Below are 14,791 nucleotides of genomic sequence, written 5' to 3' on the forward strand. Positions count from 1 at the left end.
AAGGCTCGATCACCTCAATTCGGCAGCGCGGTCGCCTCGACCTTCTCAACCCATTTCGGGAAAAACGCCGGCTGGCGGTTCGACCAGCCCGAGGCGGTCGCAGCCGCTTCGCTGATCGACTGCAGCAATTTGCGGCGCAGATCCGGGTGGAGATGCGGCAACGCCGCCGCCGCGCAGAAAGCCGCCGGGAGCCAGGGCCGGATCTCGGCACCGATCAGCCGCTCATAAAGGAAGCGATAAGCGGAGAAGGTGGTGAGCCGCCCCTGCCCCAGATCGAAGGCGGAAACCGTCGTCAGCGGCGCCAGGAACGGTTCGATCGCGTCGAGCCCGCTGTCATCGGGGATCATCCCGCGAATATCGGGGAGGCGGGCGTAGAGCCGTGCCTGGGCCCGGATGCTCGCTGCCTCCACCACGTCGCGCGACCAGCGGCTCATCGCGTCGTCGCGATCGAGACCGATGTCGAGCGAGCGGCGAACATAGCGCTGCGTCGCTGAGCTGAACCCTGCGAATTCCTTCATTTCAGCCAAGGTCATCGCGCCATTGGCCGGCTTCATCCGTGCACCCATAACCGTTACCCCACCCCGCATTCGTGGAACCGGCTACGATGATGCGCTCAGATGGTTAACAGCACCCTTAACACCGCGTCGTCCGGCATTCAGCATGGCATCACAGTTCGTGCTGCGTTGCAACACGCGTTGCGACGAACTGAGTCCACTTGCGCATTTGAATAGAAAATGAGGTAGTTGCGCAACTATCCTTTCGGATGAGCCTCGTCACAATCTCGCGGTGAGCGAGGCGCCCCGCCAGCATCGGTTTCGGAGCGGCGCGCGTGCTGGCAGCCACGACCAACGGGCTTATCCCGCCCGATTTCAGCCGACGGCGCGGTCGCTCAGCCTTGTTTCTCGTCCTTCAGCCGCGCTTCTTCCTCGGCATCATAGCCTGAGGATTCCGGCGGCTCATGATTGTGCACCGGCTGAGTCGAAGAAGGCGGGTCTGACGCGTCCATCGATTCGTCGAGCGCCGCGTCGAGTCGCGCTTCCTTGCTCTCCGGGTTGCGCTCCAGCCGCTCGGCAATCGACGCGTCCTGGCCGGCTTCCTGGCGCGGATGGTGAATTGCCTGATTCTCTTCCGGGTCGCCTGGCGCCACCGAGAGACTGTCGGCCGCTTTCTGGTCGATCATCTGGGTATCGGTCATCGCCACTCTCCTTGGCTGTTACGATGATCAAACGACCGACTCACCTCGCATGTTCCTGTCGCCCCGTCCGATGGAGCACTTAATCTGTCGGGCGGCCGCGCCGACGCCTCAGCCGTCGAGCCGCCGCACAGAAACCCGCTGTTCGTTCATCACCGCGCGCCCGAACACGGTCATGAAGGCGATGTCGGTCGCGTCGCGTCCCACAGCGACTCTCGCCAGTTCCGCCGGCAAGGCCATGCGCGTGGCGTCGATCAGCCGCCACGCACCCTCGAGCCATAATTCGGCGACTGCGTGAAAATCGGGCGGATCGACGCCCGGCGCATAAGCCGAGACGCAGCGCGCCGGAATGCCCCCCGCCCGCGCCAGTGCCACCAGCAGATGCGCGTAATCGCGGCACACGCCCCGGCGCTCGGCAAAGGTCATCAGCGCGGTGGTGACGCCGCTGCTCGCGCCCGCCTCATAGGAAAGATGCCTGTGCACCCAGTCGCGCAGCGCCTCCGCCAGCGCTCCGCCCTCGAGCCCCGCAAACTCCTGTTCGAGAAAGCCCTCGAACCGGTCGGATTCACAATAGCGGCTTGGGAGCAGATACTGCACCGTCTCGGCGGGGAGCATGCGGACCGGCGTTGCCGCCAGAGCGCCGAGCTCGACGGCCGCGCGATCGATCGCGACCACTGCCTGATATTCGACACGGAACGACCCTTCGCCCCGCGCCCAGGTACGCTGGCCGATGCCCTGCTCGCCCGCCACAGCGCGCAGCGGTTCGGGGCAATAGACGTGCAGAGTCTGACGTTCGAGCCGCTGGTCGGCCATCGCCGCGGCCTCGACGAGCAGCAGCACATCGCAGGCCTCAGCGATCCAATAGTCGAGCGTGACGTCGATCGCGAGGCGCATGATGAGTCCTGTCGGGGGGCGATACCAGTCCCGGAAATGAAAAAGGCCCGGCAGGTTTCCCCGCCGGGCCTCTCTTCGAAGTGATCAGACTGCGTTCTAGTTCCGGTTGCCGAACAGGCGCAGGATGAACAGGAACATGTTGATGAAGTCGAGATACAGATTCAGCGCCGACATGATCACCACATGCTGCTCGGCACCAGTGCCGGCGACCTGGGCATAAAGGCTCTTGGTCTGCTGCGTGTCATAAGCGGTGAGTCCAGCGAAGATCAGGACGCCGACAAAGCTGATCACCAGGGCGAGCGGGCCCGACTGGAAGAACAGGTTGAGCACCATGGCCACGATCAGGCCAACCAGGCCCATGATCAGGAAGGTGCCGAACGCCGACAGATCCCGCTTGGTGGTGTAGCCATAAAGGCTGAGGCCCGCGAACGACGCGGCCGTCGCGAAAAAGGCCTGGGCGATCGAAGTGCCGGTATAGACGAGGAAGATCGTCGACAGCGACAGGCCCATCGCCACCGCGAAGCCCCAGAACATCGCCTGCAGCGCTCCCGACGACATTCGCGCACCGCCGAAGCTCATGCCGAACACGAAGGCGAGCGGCGACAGCTTGATCAGCCAGACCAGCGGACCGCCGGCCATGAAGATGTGCGCGGCGGGAGAGTTCACGCCGCCCCACGAGAAGGCCATCGCGACCAGACCGGTCAGCAGGATGGCCGAGAACATGTAATTATATACCGACAGCATATAGCTGCGGAGACCCGCGTCGAATGCTTCGGAGCGGGTGCCCGATGCAGTCGCGAACCGCGTCGCGCCTGAGCGTGGGTCGGACCAGTTAGCCATTGCGAAAAAGCTCCTTTGACCCGGCATCATGCCGGATAATCGGAATATCGGCGTTCGCGCGGGGCTTTTCAAGCGAATCCGGCATGAGGTGTCGTAAAGGGTCAATACACCTTTTCTTCCCTTCCCTTTTCACTCGGCAAGAACGCTGCGGGGATGACAGGAAAAATCACCGCGATAGAGTCGGCGCGATGCACCGTCTGTTCGTCGCCCTGCGTCCGCCGCCGCCCATCCGCGCCGCCCTCGCCGCAACCATGGACGGTGTGCCGCACGCCCGCTGGCAGGATGATGAGCAGATCCATCTGACCGTCCGCTATATCGGCCCGGTCGATCGCCGCGTGGCGGAGGATGTCGTCCTCGCGCTCGGCCACGTCCATGCGGCGCCGATCGAGATCGCGCTGTCCGGGGTCGGCGGCTTCGAGCACAAGAGTCGCACCGATGCACTCTGGGCCGGCGTGACGCCGCACGACGCGCTCACCGCGCTCCACCGCAAGGTCGATCATGCGCTGGTTCGCCTCGGCCTCGAGCCGGAGGGCCGCGCCTATCTCCCGCATCTCACTTTGGCCCGGCTCAGCCGCAATGCCGGTATCGGCCCGGAGATCGAGCTTTGGCGGGCCGCCCATGCCGGCCTCTCAAGTCCGACCTTCCGCATCGAGCACATGACATTGTTCGAAAGTCATCTCGGCGGCGAAGGCGCGCGGTACGAGGTGGTCGAACGCTGGCCGCTCGCCTGACGCGAAAAGCGCTTTCGTATTCCCGGTATGCTCTGCTAGCCTCGGCCCAGACCGATAACCGGCAAACGAAACAGGGGAGCGATCATGGCCACCACAGCCGCCGACATGCCGGCTCGTGCCCAAGCCCGTGCAGCGCCTTATGCCTGGTACGTGCTCGGCATATTGTTCCTCGTCTACATCCTCAATTTCGTCGATCGCCAGATCATCTCGATCCTCGCCGAGGATCTGAAGCGCGATCTCGGGCTGAAGGATGAGGAGATCGGCTTCCTCTACGGCACTGCGTTCGGCGTTTTCTATGCGCTGTTCGGCATCCCGCTCGGCCGCCTCGCCGACAACTGGCACCGCGTCAGGCTGATGTCGGTCGGGCTTGCGCTCTGGTCGGGGATGACCGCCCTGTCGGGCCTGGCCCGGACCGGCGGCATGCTGGTCGGCGCACGGATCGGGGTGGGCATTGGCGAGGCGACCGCAAGCCCGTCCGCCTATTCGCTGATCTCCGACTATTTCCCCCAAAAGCTGCGCGCGACCGCGCTCGCCATCTATTCGTCCGGCCTTTATGTCGGCGGCGGCCTCTCGCTCTTCATCGCAGGCACCATCGTCCACCGCTGGAACCAGACCTGGCCCCAGGGTGGGCCATTCGGCCTGCATGGCTGGCAGGCCGCGTTCCTCGCGGTCGGGCTGCCGGGGATCGTCATTGCCCTGTGGATCGCGACTCTCCGTGAGCCGGCACGCGGCGCCTCCGAAGGGCTGGCCCCACCCGCCCCGCATCCTGCACCCTTTCGCGCCTTTCTGGAGGATCTCGTCACGATCGTGCCGCCGCTCACGCTGATCGGCGCTGCACGTGGCGGGGTGAAAGCGCTGGCCGTCAATCTGCTCGCACTCGCCCTCGTCGTCGCGGTGGTATTCGGCCTGATCCATCTCGGCGAACCCTGGCCGCAATGGTCGGCGATCGGGCTCGGCGTCTATGCCGTCTTCTCCTGGGCAAACGCGCTCAAGCGCCGCGACCCGCCGGCATGGCGGCTGATCGTCGGCAACCCGGCCCTGCTGTGCGTTGTCGTCGCTTACGGCCTCAACGCGTTCGTCAGTTACGCGGTCAGCCTTTGGGCCGCGCCGTTCGCGATGCGCATCCTGCATGTGCCGATCGCGAGTGCTGGCGGCTGGATCGGCGGCACGCTCGCACTTGGCGGATTCCTCGGCGTCAATCTGGGCGGCGTGCTCGCGGACCGGTTGCGGCGAAACAATCCCGCCGGGCGGATCATCATGATCTTGTTCGGCGCAACCGTGCCGATTCCGTTCGTCGTGATCGCCTTTCTCAGCCTCAACGTGACCGTCTTTGTCAGCTCGCTGCTGGTCGCGTCGGTTACGGCGAGCATGTCGCTTGGAGCAGCCGGCGCGACGATCCAGGATCTCGTCCTCCCTCGGATGCGCGGCACCGCGACCGGCGCCTTCTTCATCGGCACAACCCTGCTCGGCCTCGCCATGGGGCCCTATCTCGCCGGCCGCATCTCGACGCTGACCGGCAGCCTGTCGACCGGCGTCCTGTCGCTGCTACTGGCGGCGCCGATCACCATCGCCGCAGGGGTCGCGGCATACCGGCTAGTGCCGAAAGCCGAAGCCAATCGCGAGCTATGGGCGCGGGAAGCGGGCGAGGCGATCTGAGCGTCTCAAGGTTGAATTCGAAAGCTTGATCAGCCCCTCCCCTTAAGGGGAGGGGTTTAGGGGTGGGGGCGCGCGTCTGCGCGCTCAAAAGGACTCTATCGCCAAGATCGAAGTGTCGAGCGAGGCATCGAGCCTCGCCCGACCCTGCCCCACCCCTAACCCCTCCCCTGAAGGGGAGGGGCTTGAGATCACTCTACCCCGCCGCAAAAACCCCGCAGGCAATTCGCGGCCCGCTATTCCCCGAGGGATCAGTCGTCAGATCGTCCTGATTGGCATGCACCACCAACGCCGACCCATCCGGATCGAGCAACCCGGCCATCGTCGCACCCGGAATAGTGACCCCAACCGTCCCCCGCCCGTCGGTGCCGATAATCAGGTTGGGCAGGTCACCCTCATGCGGCCCCTGCGGGTTCATCGCCCCGTGCTTCATGCCGGTCGGGTTCCAGTGCCCGCCCGCGCTGGCGAAATCCGGGCCAGTGCACTGGCCAATTGTATGGACATGCGCGCCGTGCGTGCCGTGCGGCAGCGTCTTCGCGTCGATCGTGAAGCGCAGGCCGCCGGCGACCTCGGTCGCGGTCGCGCGCCCGACTTCCGCCCCGTCGGCATTGTGCAGCACCGCCACCGCTCGCGCGCCATTCGCTAAGGGCGCACCGACCGCCATGTCATCATGGCAGGCCCCCAGCCCAAGGCCGAGGGCCGCCGCAATTCCAACACCCAGGATCCGCATGTCATTCTCCAATCTGGTGTTACAGACCCAATCCGGGCAGCCATGGCTTGATGCGGCCCGTCGGTTTGGCGACGCCGTCGAGCCGCTGCGCGCTGACGATCTTGACGGGACGGACGAGGATCTGCCCGCGCATCGCGCCAGTGCCGCCACCCGATGGCAAGGCGAGGATACGGCGCACCACATCCATTCCCGAGATGACATGGCCAAAGGCGGCATAACCGGGATATTTTCCCTTGGCGTCGAGGCTCGGCTCCGCGGCCGTGCTGATCGTGAAGTTGCAGGTCGCCGAATTGGGATTGTCGCCATGCGCCATCGAGATCGTCCCCTCGACATGGCGAATTCCGGTCTTGCTCGTCGGCTCGAGCGGTACGGGCGGCAGGAAGCGCCGCACATCAGTGCCCACTCCGCCCTGGATGAAACCCAGTTTCGGCGCGCCCTTGGTGCGCGAGGCGCGATAGAAATTGGTGCCGTCGAGCCGGCCGTCATCGACATAGGCAAGGAAGTTCGCCGTGGTCAGCGGAGCGTGACGCGCATCGAGCGCGATCACGATCGCGCCTTCCGAGGTGACGAGGCGGACCCGGACGAGGCCCGCCTGGGGCGCCATCTTGGCGGCTGCCGGCGCAGCGGAGGCAAACGCCATGAGCGCGAGGAAGGAGAGGAGAAAGGGGCGCATCGGCTTGGGCTCCGGCAGGAACGATGATGTCGGGCTAAAGGCTGGCAGCCGCACGCGCAAGCGCCCGCCGGCTGAGGCAGACGTGAAGCGCCGCTCCTCTCAGACGAACCCCATATTGCGGGTCGAGAAATTGCCGATATTGGGTAGCACCGTCGCCATCTCGCGGTCGGGCACGCCGAACCAGCGGGCGAGCGTCGCTGCATATTGATCGACCGAAGTGCTCGGCAGCAGCCGGCCCTGGCCAACCTGATCATCCGTATCGACCGAGACGTGCGGGGCGGTGCCGTAGAATTTGCCGCCCTTCACCGCGCCGCCCATGATGAAGTGATGGCTGCCCCAGCCGTGATCCGATCCGTCGCCATTGTTGACGAGGGTGCGCCCAAAGTCCGAGGCGGTGAAGGCGGTCACGTCGCGCTGCACGCCCAGCTCGACCGTGGCGACGTAGAAAGCCGCGATTGCCTCGTCGAGCTTCTTGATCAGATCGACATGCTTCTCGGACAAGCCAGAGTGATGGTCGAACCCGTCCAGAGTGACGAAGAACACCTGGCGCTTCGATCCCAGTTCTTTCCGCGCGCCGATCAGCCGGGCGACGATCTTGAGCTGGTCGGCGAGCGGGTTGGCGCCTGAAAGCTGATCGAACGACGTCTTGATGTCGACCTTGGCGAGTGCGGTGTTGACCACGCCCTCCATCTTGATCGATCGCCGCGCGAGGATCGCCAGCTCATTCTCGAGCTTGTGCTCGCTCGGCCGGGTGATCAACTGGTGGAGCGCCTCGCTGATCGCGGGCGAGCCATAGGGCAGTCCCTGGATCGCCTTGACCGCGATCGCGCCCGACGGGCTGATCTGGTATTGCAGCGCGTTCTCGCCCGAAACAAACACCGCATTGCCGGCCGCCGAAATGCAGGTGAGCAGGGCATGGCCGTTCCCGGCCATCGCCAGATCGCCCATCCGTCCGCCCCAGCCGATGGTCGAGCCCTCGCTCCCCAGCGCTTGCCACACCGATTGCTGATCGTTGTGCGAGAAGAGCTTGGGCGGCAGCGGATAGAGCGCCCGGTTCGAGCTGTTATACTGCTGGAGTGTCAGCGGCGTGATCAGCGGCCCGACGTTCAGTTGTGCGGCGAGCTTGCCGCTCTCGAACAGCAGCTTGAGCCGCGGCGCATAGGGCGGGAAGGAATATTGGAGGTCGTCGGTCAGGGTCTGCGGCGCCAGCGTCTTCAAGGGGCTCAGATATTTTCTCAGGATGCCCACCTGGCCGCGGATGGCCGAATAGCGGCTATAGTTGATCGGATCGCACGGGATCAGCGTGTTGCCGTGATCGTTGCCGCCGTAGAGGAAGATGCACACCAGCGCGCGATAGTCGTTCGCGCCGTGCGCCGCCGCTTCCGCTGCCCCCGCGAGATTGATCGCGAGCGGGGCCGCGGCGCCCATGAAGCCGAGCTGCGAGGCGCGGCGAAGCATCGTCCGGCGGCTAACGGGCTCGGTGATGATGTTGGTCATTTCTGCACCAGATATTCGGGGGCGCTCATCACGAGCAGGCAGGCGGCGGCGATCATGTCGAGCTTGTCCGAATCGGACGAGGCGGCGGTCACGGTCTTGCTCGCCAATGCCGCGGCGATCAGCGCGCAGGTGCCGTCCGAGAGCTGGTTGCCGCTGAGGTGCAAATTGAGCCAGGAGACCATAGCGGGCGGATCGTGCGCGATTGCGCGTAGCGAGACATAGGTCGGCTTGACGTCCTTATAACCCCAACGAAGCAACCATTGCAGGAAGTTGATATACCCCGCGAGGCTGGTCTCGGTCTCGATCTGGAATTCGGGCGCCACCAGGCCTGCCTTGGCGATCTCGGTGTGCGGCGGCCCGTAGCCGGGGCGGTAGAAGTTGAACACCGACGGCGATTTGAGCGGCATCTGGCCCAACCCCTCGTCGGCGCGCTCGGTACTGTAGATCTCATAGGCGCCATTGTCCGAATGCACGCCGCAGCTGCGCGCCCAGCCGAGCAGGCGAAGCACCGGCTCGCGCAGCTTGCCCCCAAGCGGATTGGCGGGCGGATCAAGCGCCTCGGGATCGGTCAGCACCGCGCGCCACACGGCCTTCAGATCGCCACGCACGCCCTTGCCATTGTCGTTGAACGCAGCGGCGACTCGCCCGACATAGGCCGGGCTCGGATTGCTCGCCACCATCCGCTGGATCATCTGGCGCGCGAAGAAGGGGCCGACATTGGGGTGCGCGAAGAGATGGTCGAGCGCCAGCTTGAGCGCATCCGGGCCCGGCGTGTCGGCGGGGATCGTCAGGCCGAGGAACCTCACCTCGAGCTGCGAATGCTTCCTGGGATCGAGCTTCATCGGATCGACGCAAAATTCGTGGCTGACCACCGGATAGTTCTGCCACGCGACGCTCTGGTGTTTCACCCGGTCCATATTGTGATCGTAACCAGTGAAGACTCGCGCCAGGTTCATGACGTCGTCCTGGCCATAGGTCTCGATCGGCTTGCCGTCCGCGCCCTTCTTGTCGGTCCCGTCCGGGTTGAGCTCGTAGAGGCCGATGGTGAAGAGCTGCATCACTTCGCGCGCGTAATTCTCGTCGGGCTGGCGGCCGGTCTTGAGGTCTTCCTTCAGATTGCCTTTGGTGTTGAGGTACATGCCCATCGCGGGGTTGAGCGTAACCCGCTCGAGCAAGTCGCGGAAATTGCCGAACGCACCCTCCAGCAGCACGTCCCACCAGCCGGCGAGCATATAGGGTGGCCAGAAACCGTCGATCGGATTGAGCGAGACGACGGTGAACTGGGAGAGCGCGAAGGCGCAGCGCTGGCGCATCTGATCGGGCTGGCCGATCAGCTGGTTCCAGATCATGTAATTGCCCGGGGTCGGATCGAAATATTTCGCATCCTTGGTGACCGCATTGTGGCCGTGCGCGTCGAGCCAGTCGATTCCCGACTGACCGCGCGGGGTCGCGAATTGCGCCTCGAGCCAGGCGTCATAGCCCTGCGCACGCACCGCGGCGATCTCTGCCTCCGACGTGCCAAATTGCGCACGCAGCAGGAAGCGTGCGGCTTCGGTCTCCGATATCGGTTCCATTATGTCATCGACCCTCTCCCTCGGAGAGTAGGCCCCACGCGCGGCGACGGGTCAAGCGACCGCTCGCGACGGTGTCTGACGCGGAACGATCGCCCCTGCCGAAGTGACGAGGTGGACCCGGACCAGGCCCGCTCAATTCACTCGATCCCCAAAAGTCGATCGGTTACGAGGATCTGCACTGTCGAGGAATAAGCGGTGCAACAAGGATGGAACCAATGGCCCCTCGAACGGCAGCGACAAGCCCAGCACAAAACAAGCACCCGCAGGTCCACCTGACTGCGCGCGAGAGTCGTGCCTTTGCGAAAGCAATGCTGAATCCGCGCGAACCCGCATCGCGCCTTAAGGCGGCGGCGCTTCGCCACATCGAATTGAGTCGCAGAAATGACTGAAGTGACGCGAGAGCGTCAAACCAGCCGCACCGGCCCCGCATATTGTCCCACCACCGCATCCTCGGTGATCAGCGTGATCCCTTCGATCATCGCCTGCGCCACCAACAGCCTGTCGAACGGGTCCTTGTGGATCGGCGGCAGACCAGCGACCGCGACAGCATGGGCGCTAGTCAGCGGCAATTCCAGATAGCCATCGTCAATCAGCGTGCGACGCACAATATGTGGATCGATCTCGAAGTCGGGGCGCCGCAACGCGTTTTTTATGGCGACCTCGGCCATGCTGATCGCGCTGAACAGGAGGATATTCTCCTCCTCCTCAATCAGCGCACGGGCCGCAGCCGACAAGCGCGGTGAATCTTCCAGAGCCCATAACAATAAATGCGTGTCGAGCAGGAGCTTCATTCGTCGCCATAGAACATGCGCTCGATCTCCTCCTGGCCCATCGTATCGAAGTCGTCCGGCACGTTGATCTTGCCCTTCAGCGATCCGATCCGGCGCTTCGCCGCCGGCTCCGGCGCATCGATCGCCGTCACCTTCACCATCGGCTTGCCCGCCTTGGCGATCACGAACGGCTCACCGTTCACCGCCATCTCGATAAGCTTGGACAGCCGCGTCTTCGCATCATGGATATTTACTGTCAGCATCACATTCTCCGGACTAGACTAAGTAAACTTAGTTCACTTGCCGCTCTCCTGCAAGCGGCCCGGAGAGGCCTCCCATACAGTCTACCGAAATTATCCAACATTGCGCGCGGTTTGATTCAACTCCAGGCCCAGCCCACCTATCAACCGCTTCATGACCGCAGGACGACCCACACTCTACAAGCCCGAATATGCCGAGCAGGCGCGCAAGCTCTGCCGGCTCGGCGTGACCGATAGCCAGGTCGCCGATTTCTTCGAGATCGGCACCACGACCTTCTATCGCTGGCGTCAGGACCATCCCGACTTTGCCGACGCCGTCACCGAGGGAAAGCAGATCTGCGACAACCAGGTCGAGCAGGCGCTCCACCGGCGCGCGGTCGGCTTCGAATATGAGGCAGTCAGGGTATTCATGCCCGCCGGCGCCAAGGCAGCGGTACTGGTGCCCTATCCTGTTCAGGTAATCCCTGACGTTCGCGCTGCGCAACACTGGCTCCGCTTTCGCCGGCCAAAGGAATGGAGCGAACGGCGCGAAGAGCCCGAGAATGGCAGTTTCGCCGAAGCCTTCGCCAAAGCCCAGGCTCGCGTGGAAGCCGGCAGGGAACGTGAGCGCCTCGAAGGCCGTGGCTGAAGCGCTGAAACCGCACCCTTCCCCAACCCCACACCCCTTGCTAAGGCCCCCCGCGACTCACGCATTCGCCTTATCGGTGCGCCCGCGCGGCTTCTCAGCCGCCTCCCCGCCGCGCCGCACGGGCCACATCAGGAAGGACCCGCTCCGCCATGACCGCAATCGGCCAGGACACGCTCTCCACCCGCGCCACCTTGAAGGTCGGCGCGAAGTCCTATGACTATTATTCGCTCGCCGCCGCGGCCGAGAAATATGGCGACATCTCGCGACTCCCCTTCTCGATGAAGGTGCTGCTCGAGAACATGCTCCGCTTCGAGGACGGCAAGACCGTCACCACCGAGGACGTCAAGGCGATCATCGACTGGCAGCAGGAGAAGCGTTCGGACCGCGAGATCCAGTATCGCCCCGCGCGCGTGCTGATGCAGGATTTTACCGGCGTCCCCTGCGTGGTCGATCTCGCCGCGATGCGCGACGCGATCACCAAGCTCGGCGGCGATGCTGCCAAGATCAACCCGCTGGTGCCGGTCCATCTCGTCATCGATCACTCGGTGATGGTCGACGAGTTCGGCACCCCCAAGGCCTTCACCGACAACGTCGATCTCGAATATCAGCGCAACTTCGAGCGCTACGAGTTCCTGAAATGGGGCTCGAAGGCGCTCGACAATTTCCAGGTCGTCCCTCCCGGCACCGGCATCTGCCACCAGGTGAACCTCGAATATATCGGCCACGGCGTGTGGGACTCGGTCGCGCCCGACGGCAAGGCGATCGCCTATCCCGATACGCTGGTCGGCACTGACAGCCACACCACGATGATCAATGGCCTGGGCGTGCTCGGCTGGGGCGTCGGCGGGATCGAGGCTGAGGCAGCGATGCTCGGCCAGCCGGTCTCGATGCTGATCCCCGAAGTCGTCGGCTTCAAGCTGACCGGCGCGATGAGCGAGGGCATCACCGCCACCGATCTCGTGCTGACCGTCACCCAGATGCTCCGCGCCAAGGGCGTTGTCGGCCGCTTCGTTGAGTTCTACGGCCCAGGCCTCGACACCATGACGCTCGCCGACCGCGCGACCATCGCCAATATGGCACCCGAATATGGCGCGACCTGCGGCTTCTTCCCGATCGATGCCAAGACGATCGATTACATGAAGCTCACTGGCCGCCCCGATGAGATGGTCGCGTTGGTCGAGGCTTACTGCAAGGCGCAGGGCCTGTGGCATGACGTGAACAGCCCCGATCCGGTGTTCACCGATACGCTCGAGCTCGACATGGGCACCGTCACCGCGAGCCTCGCCGGCCCGAAGCGCCCGCAGGACCGCGTCTCGCTCAACAAGGTCGATGAGGTCTTCAACGGCGACCTCTTCAAGGTCTACAAGAAGGAGCAGCCGGCCCGCGCGGCCGTCGAAGGCCGCCCCGACGATATCGGCGACGGCGACGTGGTCATTGCCGCGATCACCAGCTGTACCAACACCTCGAACCCCTCGGTGCTGGTCGCCGCCGGCCTCGTCGCCCGCAAGGCGCGAGCCAAGGGGCTGACTGCCAAGCCCTGGGTCAAGACATCGCTCGCCCCCGGCTCGCAGGTCGTCACCGACTATCTCAACAAGGCCGGACTGACCGAGGATCTCAACGCCCTCGGCTTCAATCTGGTCGGCTATGGCTGCACCACCTGCATCGGCAATTCAGGCCCGCTCGCGCCCGAGCTTTCCGCCGCGATCAACGAGAATGACATCGTCGCCGCCTCGGTGCTCTCGGGCAACCGCAACTTCGAAGGCCGCGTCTCGCCTGACGTGCGCGCCAACTTCCTCGCCTCGCCGCCGCTCGTCGTCGCTTATGCGATCAAGGGCACGGTGACTGAGGATATGGTCGAGACCCCGCTCGGCAAGGGTTCGGACGGCGAGGACGTGTTCCTCAAGGACATCTGGCCATCCAATGCCGAGATCGCCGAAGTCATGGCCGCGAACATCGACGATTCCATGTTCCGCGCCCGCTACGGCAATGTCTATGCCGGCGACGAGAAATGGCGCGGCATCGAGGTCGAGGGTTCGGACACCTATACCTGGCGCGCCGGCTCCACCTATGTCGCCAACCCGCCCTATTTCGAGGGCATGACCATGACCCCGGCACCGGTGATGGACATCATCGAAGCCAGGCCGCTCGCGATCCTCGGCGATTCGATCACCACCGATCACATCTCTCCCGCCGGCAGCATCAAGGCGGACAGCCCGGCGGGCAAGTTCCTGATGGAGCATCAGGTCAGCCGGCTCGACTTCAACAGCTATGGCGCGCGCCGCGGCAACCATGACGTGATGATGCGCGGCACCTTCGCCAATATCCGCATCAAGAACGAGATGGTCCCCGGCGTCGAAGGCGGAATGTCGAAGTATGAAGGCGAGATCATGCCGATCTACGACGCCGCGATGCGCTTCAAGGCCGACGGCACGCCGCTCGTGGTCATCGCCGGCAAGGAATATGGCACCGGCTCGTCGCGCGACTGGGCGGCCAAGGGCACCAACCTGCTCGGCGTGCGCGCGGTCATCACCGAGAGCTTCGAGCGCATCCACCGCTCGAACCTGGTCGGCATGGGCGTGCTCCCGCTGCAGTTCGCAGACGGCGTCACCCGCGAGACGCTCGGCCTCGATGGCTCGGAAAGCTTCACCATCCAGCACGTGGCCGACATCCGCCCGCGCCAGGATGTCGAGGTGATCCTCACCCGCGCCGACGGCAAGACCGAGAAGTTCCTGACCCGCTGCCGGATCGATACCGTCAACGAGCTGGAATATTTCCTCCACGGCGGCATTCTTCAATACGTGCTGCGGAACCTGGCGGCTTGAGCGCCGCGGCGGCGTTCCTCGCTCTCGCGATGCTCGCCGCCGCTCCAGCCCCGGCGGATTGGCGGTCTTTTAGTACCAGCGGCGACAAGGCAGTGCTGGTCGACATGGCCAATATCCGGAACGAAGGCCCGCTCCGTATCCTCCGGCTGAAGCTGGTCGACCCGGAGGCCCCCGGCGATGCCTTCACCGAGGCAGCGCTCGGCTGCGCCGCGAAATCCTTCGAAATTCGCCGCATCGATCTCGTCAAGGACGGCAAAACGGTCAGGACCGAGACGTTCGAGCCGGGGCAGAGGCCGACCCACCCGCTCGACGACGCACCAGGCATGGCACTGCTGCAACTGGTCTGCCCGCAATAAAGCCGGGCTAGCCCGATCGGCTAGCAAGGCCGGTGCCTGATTCAACCACTCCCGCATTCATGGGAGAACCATGGTGTGACTGGACTCAGCCTTTCCGCGTCAATCTACCGTCACCCCGGACTGGTTCCGGGGTCCATGGCTCCTCTTGGCCCAGGCCCGGGTTACTCACGC

At 64.5% G+C, this 14,791-nt stretch carries 15 protein-coding genes; 5 read left to right on the forward strand and 10 right to left on the reverse strand.

Annotation, left to right across the window (positions count from 1 at the left end):
• Nucleotides 1–14 precede the first annotated feature (14 nt).
• From AC1DVS_RS23885 to AC1DVS_RS23900, 4 genes are all read right to left on the reverse strand, one after another.
• The gene (locus AC1DVS_RS23885) at nucleotides 15–566 is read right to left on the reverse strand and encodes a hypothetical protein (protein WP_478026993.1); all 552 of its coding nucleotides are present in this window, start codon (nucleotides 564–566) and stop codon (nucleotides 15–17) included.
• 323 nt (nucleotides 567–889) lie between these two features.
• Nucleotides 890–1,195 (reverse strand): hypothetical protein, encoded by a 306-nt coding sequence (locus AC1DVS_RS23890; protein WP_478026994.1) that lies wholly within the window; start codon nucleotides 1,193–1,195, stop codon nucleotides 890–892.
• A gap of 108 nt (nucleotides 1,196–1,303) precedes the next feature.
• The gene (locus AC1DVS_RS23895; RefSeq protein ID WP_478026995.1) at nucleotides 1,304–2,086 is read right to left on the reverse strand and encodes a transglutaminase-like domain-containing protein; all 783 of its coding nucleotides are present in this window, start codon (nucleotides 2,084–2,086) and stop codon (nucleotides 1,304–1,306) included.
• 96 nt (nucleotides 2,087–2,182) lie between these two features.
• Entirely contained in the window at nucleotides 2,183–2,926 is a 744-nt protein-coding gene (locus tag AC1DVS_RS23900) for a Bax inhibitor-1/YccA family protein (protein ID WP_478026996.1), read from the reverse strand.
• Nucleotides 2,927–3,114: 188 nt separating this feature from the next.
• Between AC1DVS_RS23900 and thpR the strand changes: the two genes are divergently transcribed.
• Nucleotides 3,115–3,657, forward strand: coding sequence for an RNA 2',3'-cyclic phosphodiesterase (thpR, locus tag AC1DVS_RS23905; protein ID WP_478026997.1), 543 nt, complete (start codon nucleotides 3,115–3,117; stop codon nucleotides 3,655–3,657).
• Nucleotides 3,658–3,741: 84 nt separating this feature from the next.
• Complete coding sequence (locus AC1DVS_RS23910) at nucleotides 3,742–5,313, forward strand: spinster family MFS transporter (RefSeq protein WP_478026998.1); 1,572 nt, start codon at nucleotides 3,742–3,744, stop codon at nucleotides 5,311–5,313.
• 193 nt (nucleotides 5,314–5,506) lie between these two features.
• On the opposite strand, the gene AC1DVS_RS23915 is transcribed toward AC1DVS_RS23910, so the two are convergent.
• From AC1DVS_RS23915 to AC1DVS_RS23940, 6 genes are all read right to left on the reverse strand, one after another.
• Complete coding sequence (locus AC1DVS_RS23915; protein WP_478026999.1) at nucleotides 5,507–6,040, reverse strand: superoxide dismutase family protein; 534 nt, start codon at nucleotides 6,038–6,040, stop codon at nucleotides 5,507–5,509.
• A 19-nt stretch (nucleotides 6,041–6,059) separates the two neighbouring features.
• On the reverse strand, nucleotides 6,060–6,713 hold the full coding sequence (locus tag AC1DVS_RS23920; protein WP_478027000.1) for a peptidylprolyl isomerase: 654 nt from the start codon (nucleotides 6,711–6,713) through the stop codon (nucleotides 6,060–6,062).
• Nucleotides 6,714–6,812: 99 nt separating this feature from the next.
• Nucleotides 6,813–8,210, reverse strand: a complete 1,398-nt coding sequence (locus AC1DVS_RS23925) for a DUF1501 domain-containing protein (protein WP_478027001.1) — start codon at nucleotides 8,208–8,210, stop codon at nucleotides 6,813–6,815.
• Nucleotides 8,207–9,784: a DUF1800 domain-containing protein gene (locus tag AC1DVS_RS23930; RefSeq protein WP_478027002.1), complete on the reverse strand. Its 1,578-nt coding sequence runs from the start codon at nucleotides 9,782–9,784 to the stop codon at nucleotides 8,207–8,209. The genes AC1DVS_RS23925 and AC1DVS_RS23930 overlap by 4 nt, the downstream gene beginning before the upstream one ends.
• A gap of 404 nt (nucleotides 9,785–10,188) precedes the next feature.
• Nucleotides 10,189–10,575 carry a type II toxin-antitoxin system VapC family toxin gene (locus tag AC1DVS_RS23935; RefSeq protein WP_478027003.1) on the reverse strand — a complete coding sequence of 129 codons (387 nt, stop codon included), beginning with the start codon at nucleotides 10,573–10,575 and terminating at the stop codon, nucleotides 10,189–10,191.
• Nucleotides 10,572–10,817, reverse strand: a complete 246-nt coding sequence (locus tag AC1DVS_RS23940; protein WP_478027004.1) for a type II toxin-antitoxin system Phd/YefM family antitoxin — start codon at nucleotides 10,815–10,817, stop codon at nucleotides 10,572–10,574. Before AC1DVS_RS23940 ends, AC1DVS_RS23935 begins: the two co-directional genes overlap by 4 nt.
• Nucleotides 10,818–10,968: 151 nt before the next feature.
• Here AC1DVS_RS23940 and AC1DVS_RS23945 point away from each other — a divergent pair, with 151 nt between their 5' ends.
• The 3 genes from AC1DVS_RS23945 (at nucleotide 10,969) to AC1DVS_RS23955 (ending at nucleotide 14,620) form a co-directional block, all read left to right on the forward strand.
• Nucleotides 10,969–11,442 carry a helix-turn-helix domain-containing protein gene (locus tag AC1DVS_RS23945; RefSeq protein ID WP_478027005.1) on the forward strand — a complete coding sequence of 158 codons (474 nt, stop codon included), beginning with the start codon at nucleotides 10,969–10,971 and terminating at the stop codon, nucleotides 11,440–11,442.
• A gap of 149 nt (nucleotides 11,443–11,591) precedes the next feature.
• Nucleotides 11,592–14,264 (forward strand): aconitate hydratase AcnA, encoded by a 2,673-nt coding sequence (acnA, locus tag AC1DVS_RS23950; protein ID WP_478027006.1) that lies wholly within the window; start codon nucleotides 11,592–11,594, stop codon nucleotides 14,262–14,264.
• Nucleotides 14,261–14,620, forward strand: coding sequence for a hypothetical protein (locus tag AC1DVS_RS23955; RefSeq protein ID WP_478027007.1), 360 nt, complete (start codon nucleotides 14,261–14,263; stop codon nucleotides 14,618–14,620). Before acnA ends, AC1DVS_RS23955 begins: the two co-directional genes overlap by 4 nt.
• Nucleotides 14,621–14,791 lie beyond the last annotated feature (171 nt).

The sequence above is a fragment of the Sphingomonas sp. P3_C5 genome (assembly GCF_056402635.1).

Bases quoted from the DNA above. Each gene is read 5' to 3' on its own strand.
- AC1DVS_RS23935 (WP_478027003.1), bottom strand. From the start codon at position 10,575: ATGAAGCTCCTGCTCGACACGCATTTATTGTTATGGGCTCTGGAAGAT.
- acnA (WP_478027006.1), top strand. From the start codon at position 11,592: ATGACCGCAATCGGCCAGGACACGCTCTCCACCCGCGCCACCTTGAAG.
- AC1DVS_RS23885 (WP_478026993.1), bottom strand. From the start codon at position 566: ATGGGTGCACGGATGAAGCCGGCCAATGGCGCGATGACCTTGGCTGAA.
- AC1DVS_RS23910 (WP_478026998.1), top strand. From the start codon at position 3,742: ATGGCCACCACAGCCGCCGACATGCCGGCTCGTGCCCAAGCCCGTGCA.
- AC1DVS_RS23890 (WP_478026994.1), bottom strand. From the start codon at position 1,195: ATGACCGATACCCAGATGATCGACCAGAAAGCGGCCGACAGTCTCTCG.
- AC1DVS_RS23940 (WP_478027004.1), bottom strand. From the start codon at position 10,817: ATGCTGACAGTAAATATCCATGATGCGAAGACGCGGCTGTCCAAGCTT.
- thpR (WP_478026997.1), top strand. From the start codon at position 3,115: ATGCACCGTCTGTTCGTCGCCCTGCGTCCGCCGCCGCCCATCCGCGCC.
- AC1DVS_RS23895 (WP_478026995.1), bottom strand. From the start codon at position 2,086: ATGCGCCTCGCGATCGACGTCACGCTCGACTATTGGATCGCTGAGGCC.
- AC1DVS_RS23915 (WP_478026999.1), bottom strand. From the start codon at position 6,040: ATGCGGATCCTGGGTGTTGGAATTGCGGCGGCCCTCGGCCTTGGGCTG.
- AC1DVS_RS23925 (WP_478027001.1), bottom strand. From the start codon at position 8,210: ATGACCAACATCATCACCGAGCCCGTTAGCCGCCGGACGATGCTTCGC.
- AC1DVS_RS23930 (WP_478027002.1), bottom strand. From the start codon at position 9,784: ATGGAACCGATATCGGAGACCGAAGCCGCACGCTTCCTGCTGCGTGCG.
- AC1DVS_RS23900 (WP_478026996.1), bottom strand. From the start codon at position 2,926: ATGGCTAACTGGTCCGACCCACGCTCAGGCGCGACGCGGTTCGCGACT.
- AC1DVS_RS23945 (WP_478027005.1), top strand. From the start codon at position 10,969: ATGACCGCAGGACGACCCACACTCTACAAGCCCGAATATGCCGAGCAG.
- AC1DVS_RS23920 (WP_478027000.1), bottom strand. From the start codon at position 6,713: ATGCGCCCCTTTCTCCTCTCCTTCCTCGCGCTCATGGCGTTTGCCTCC.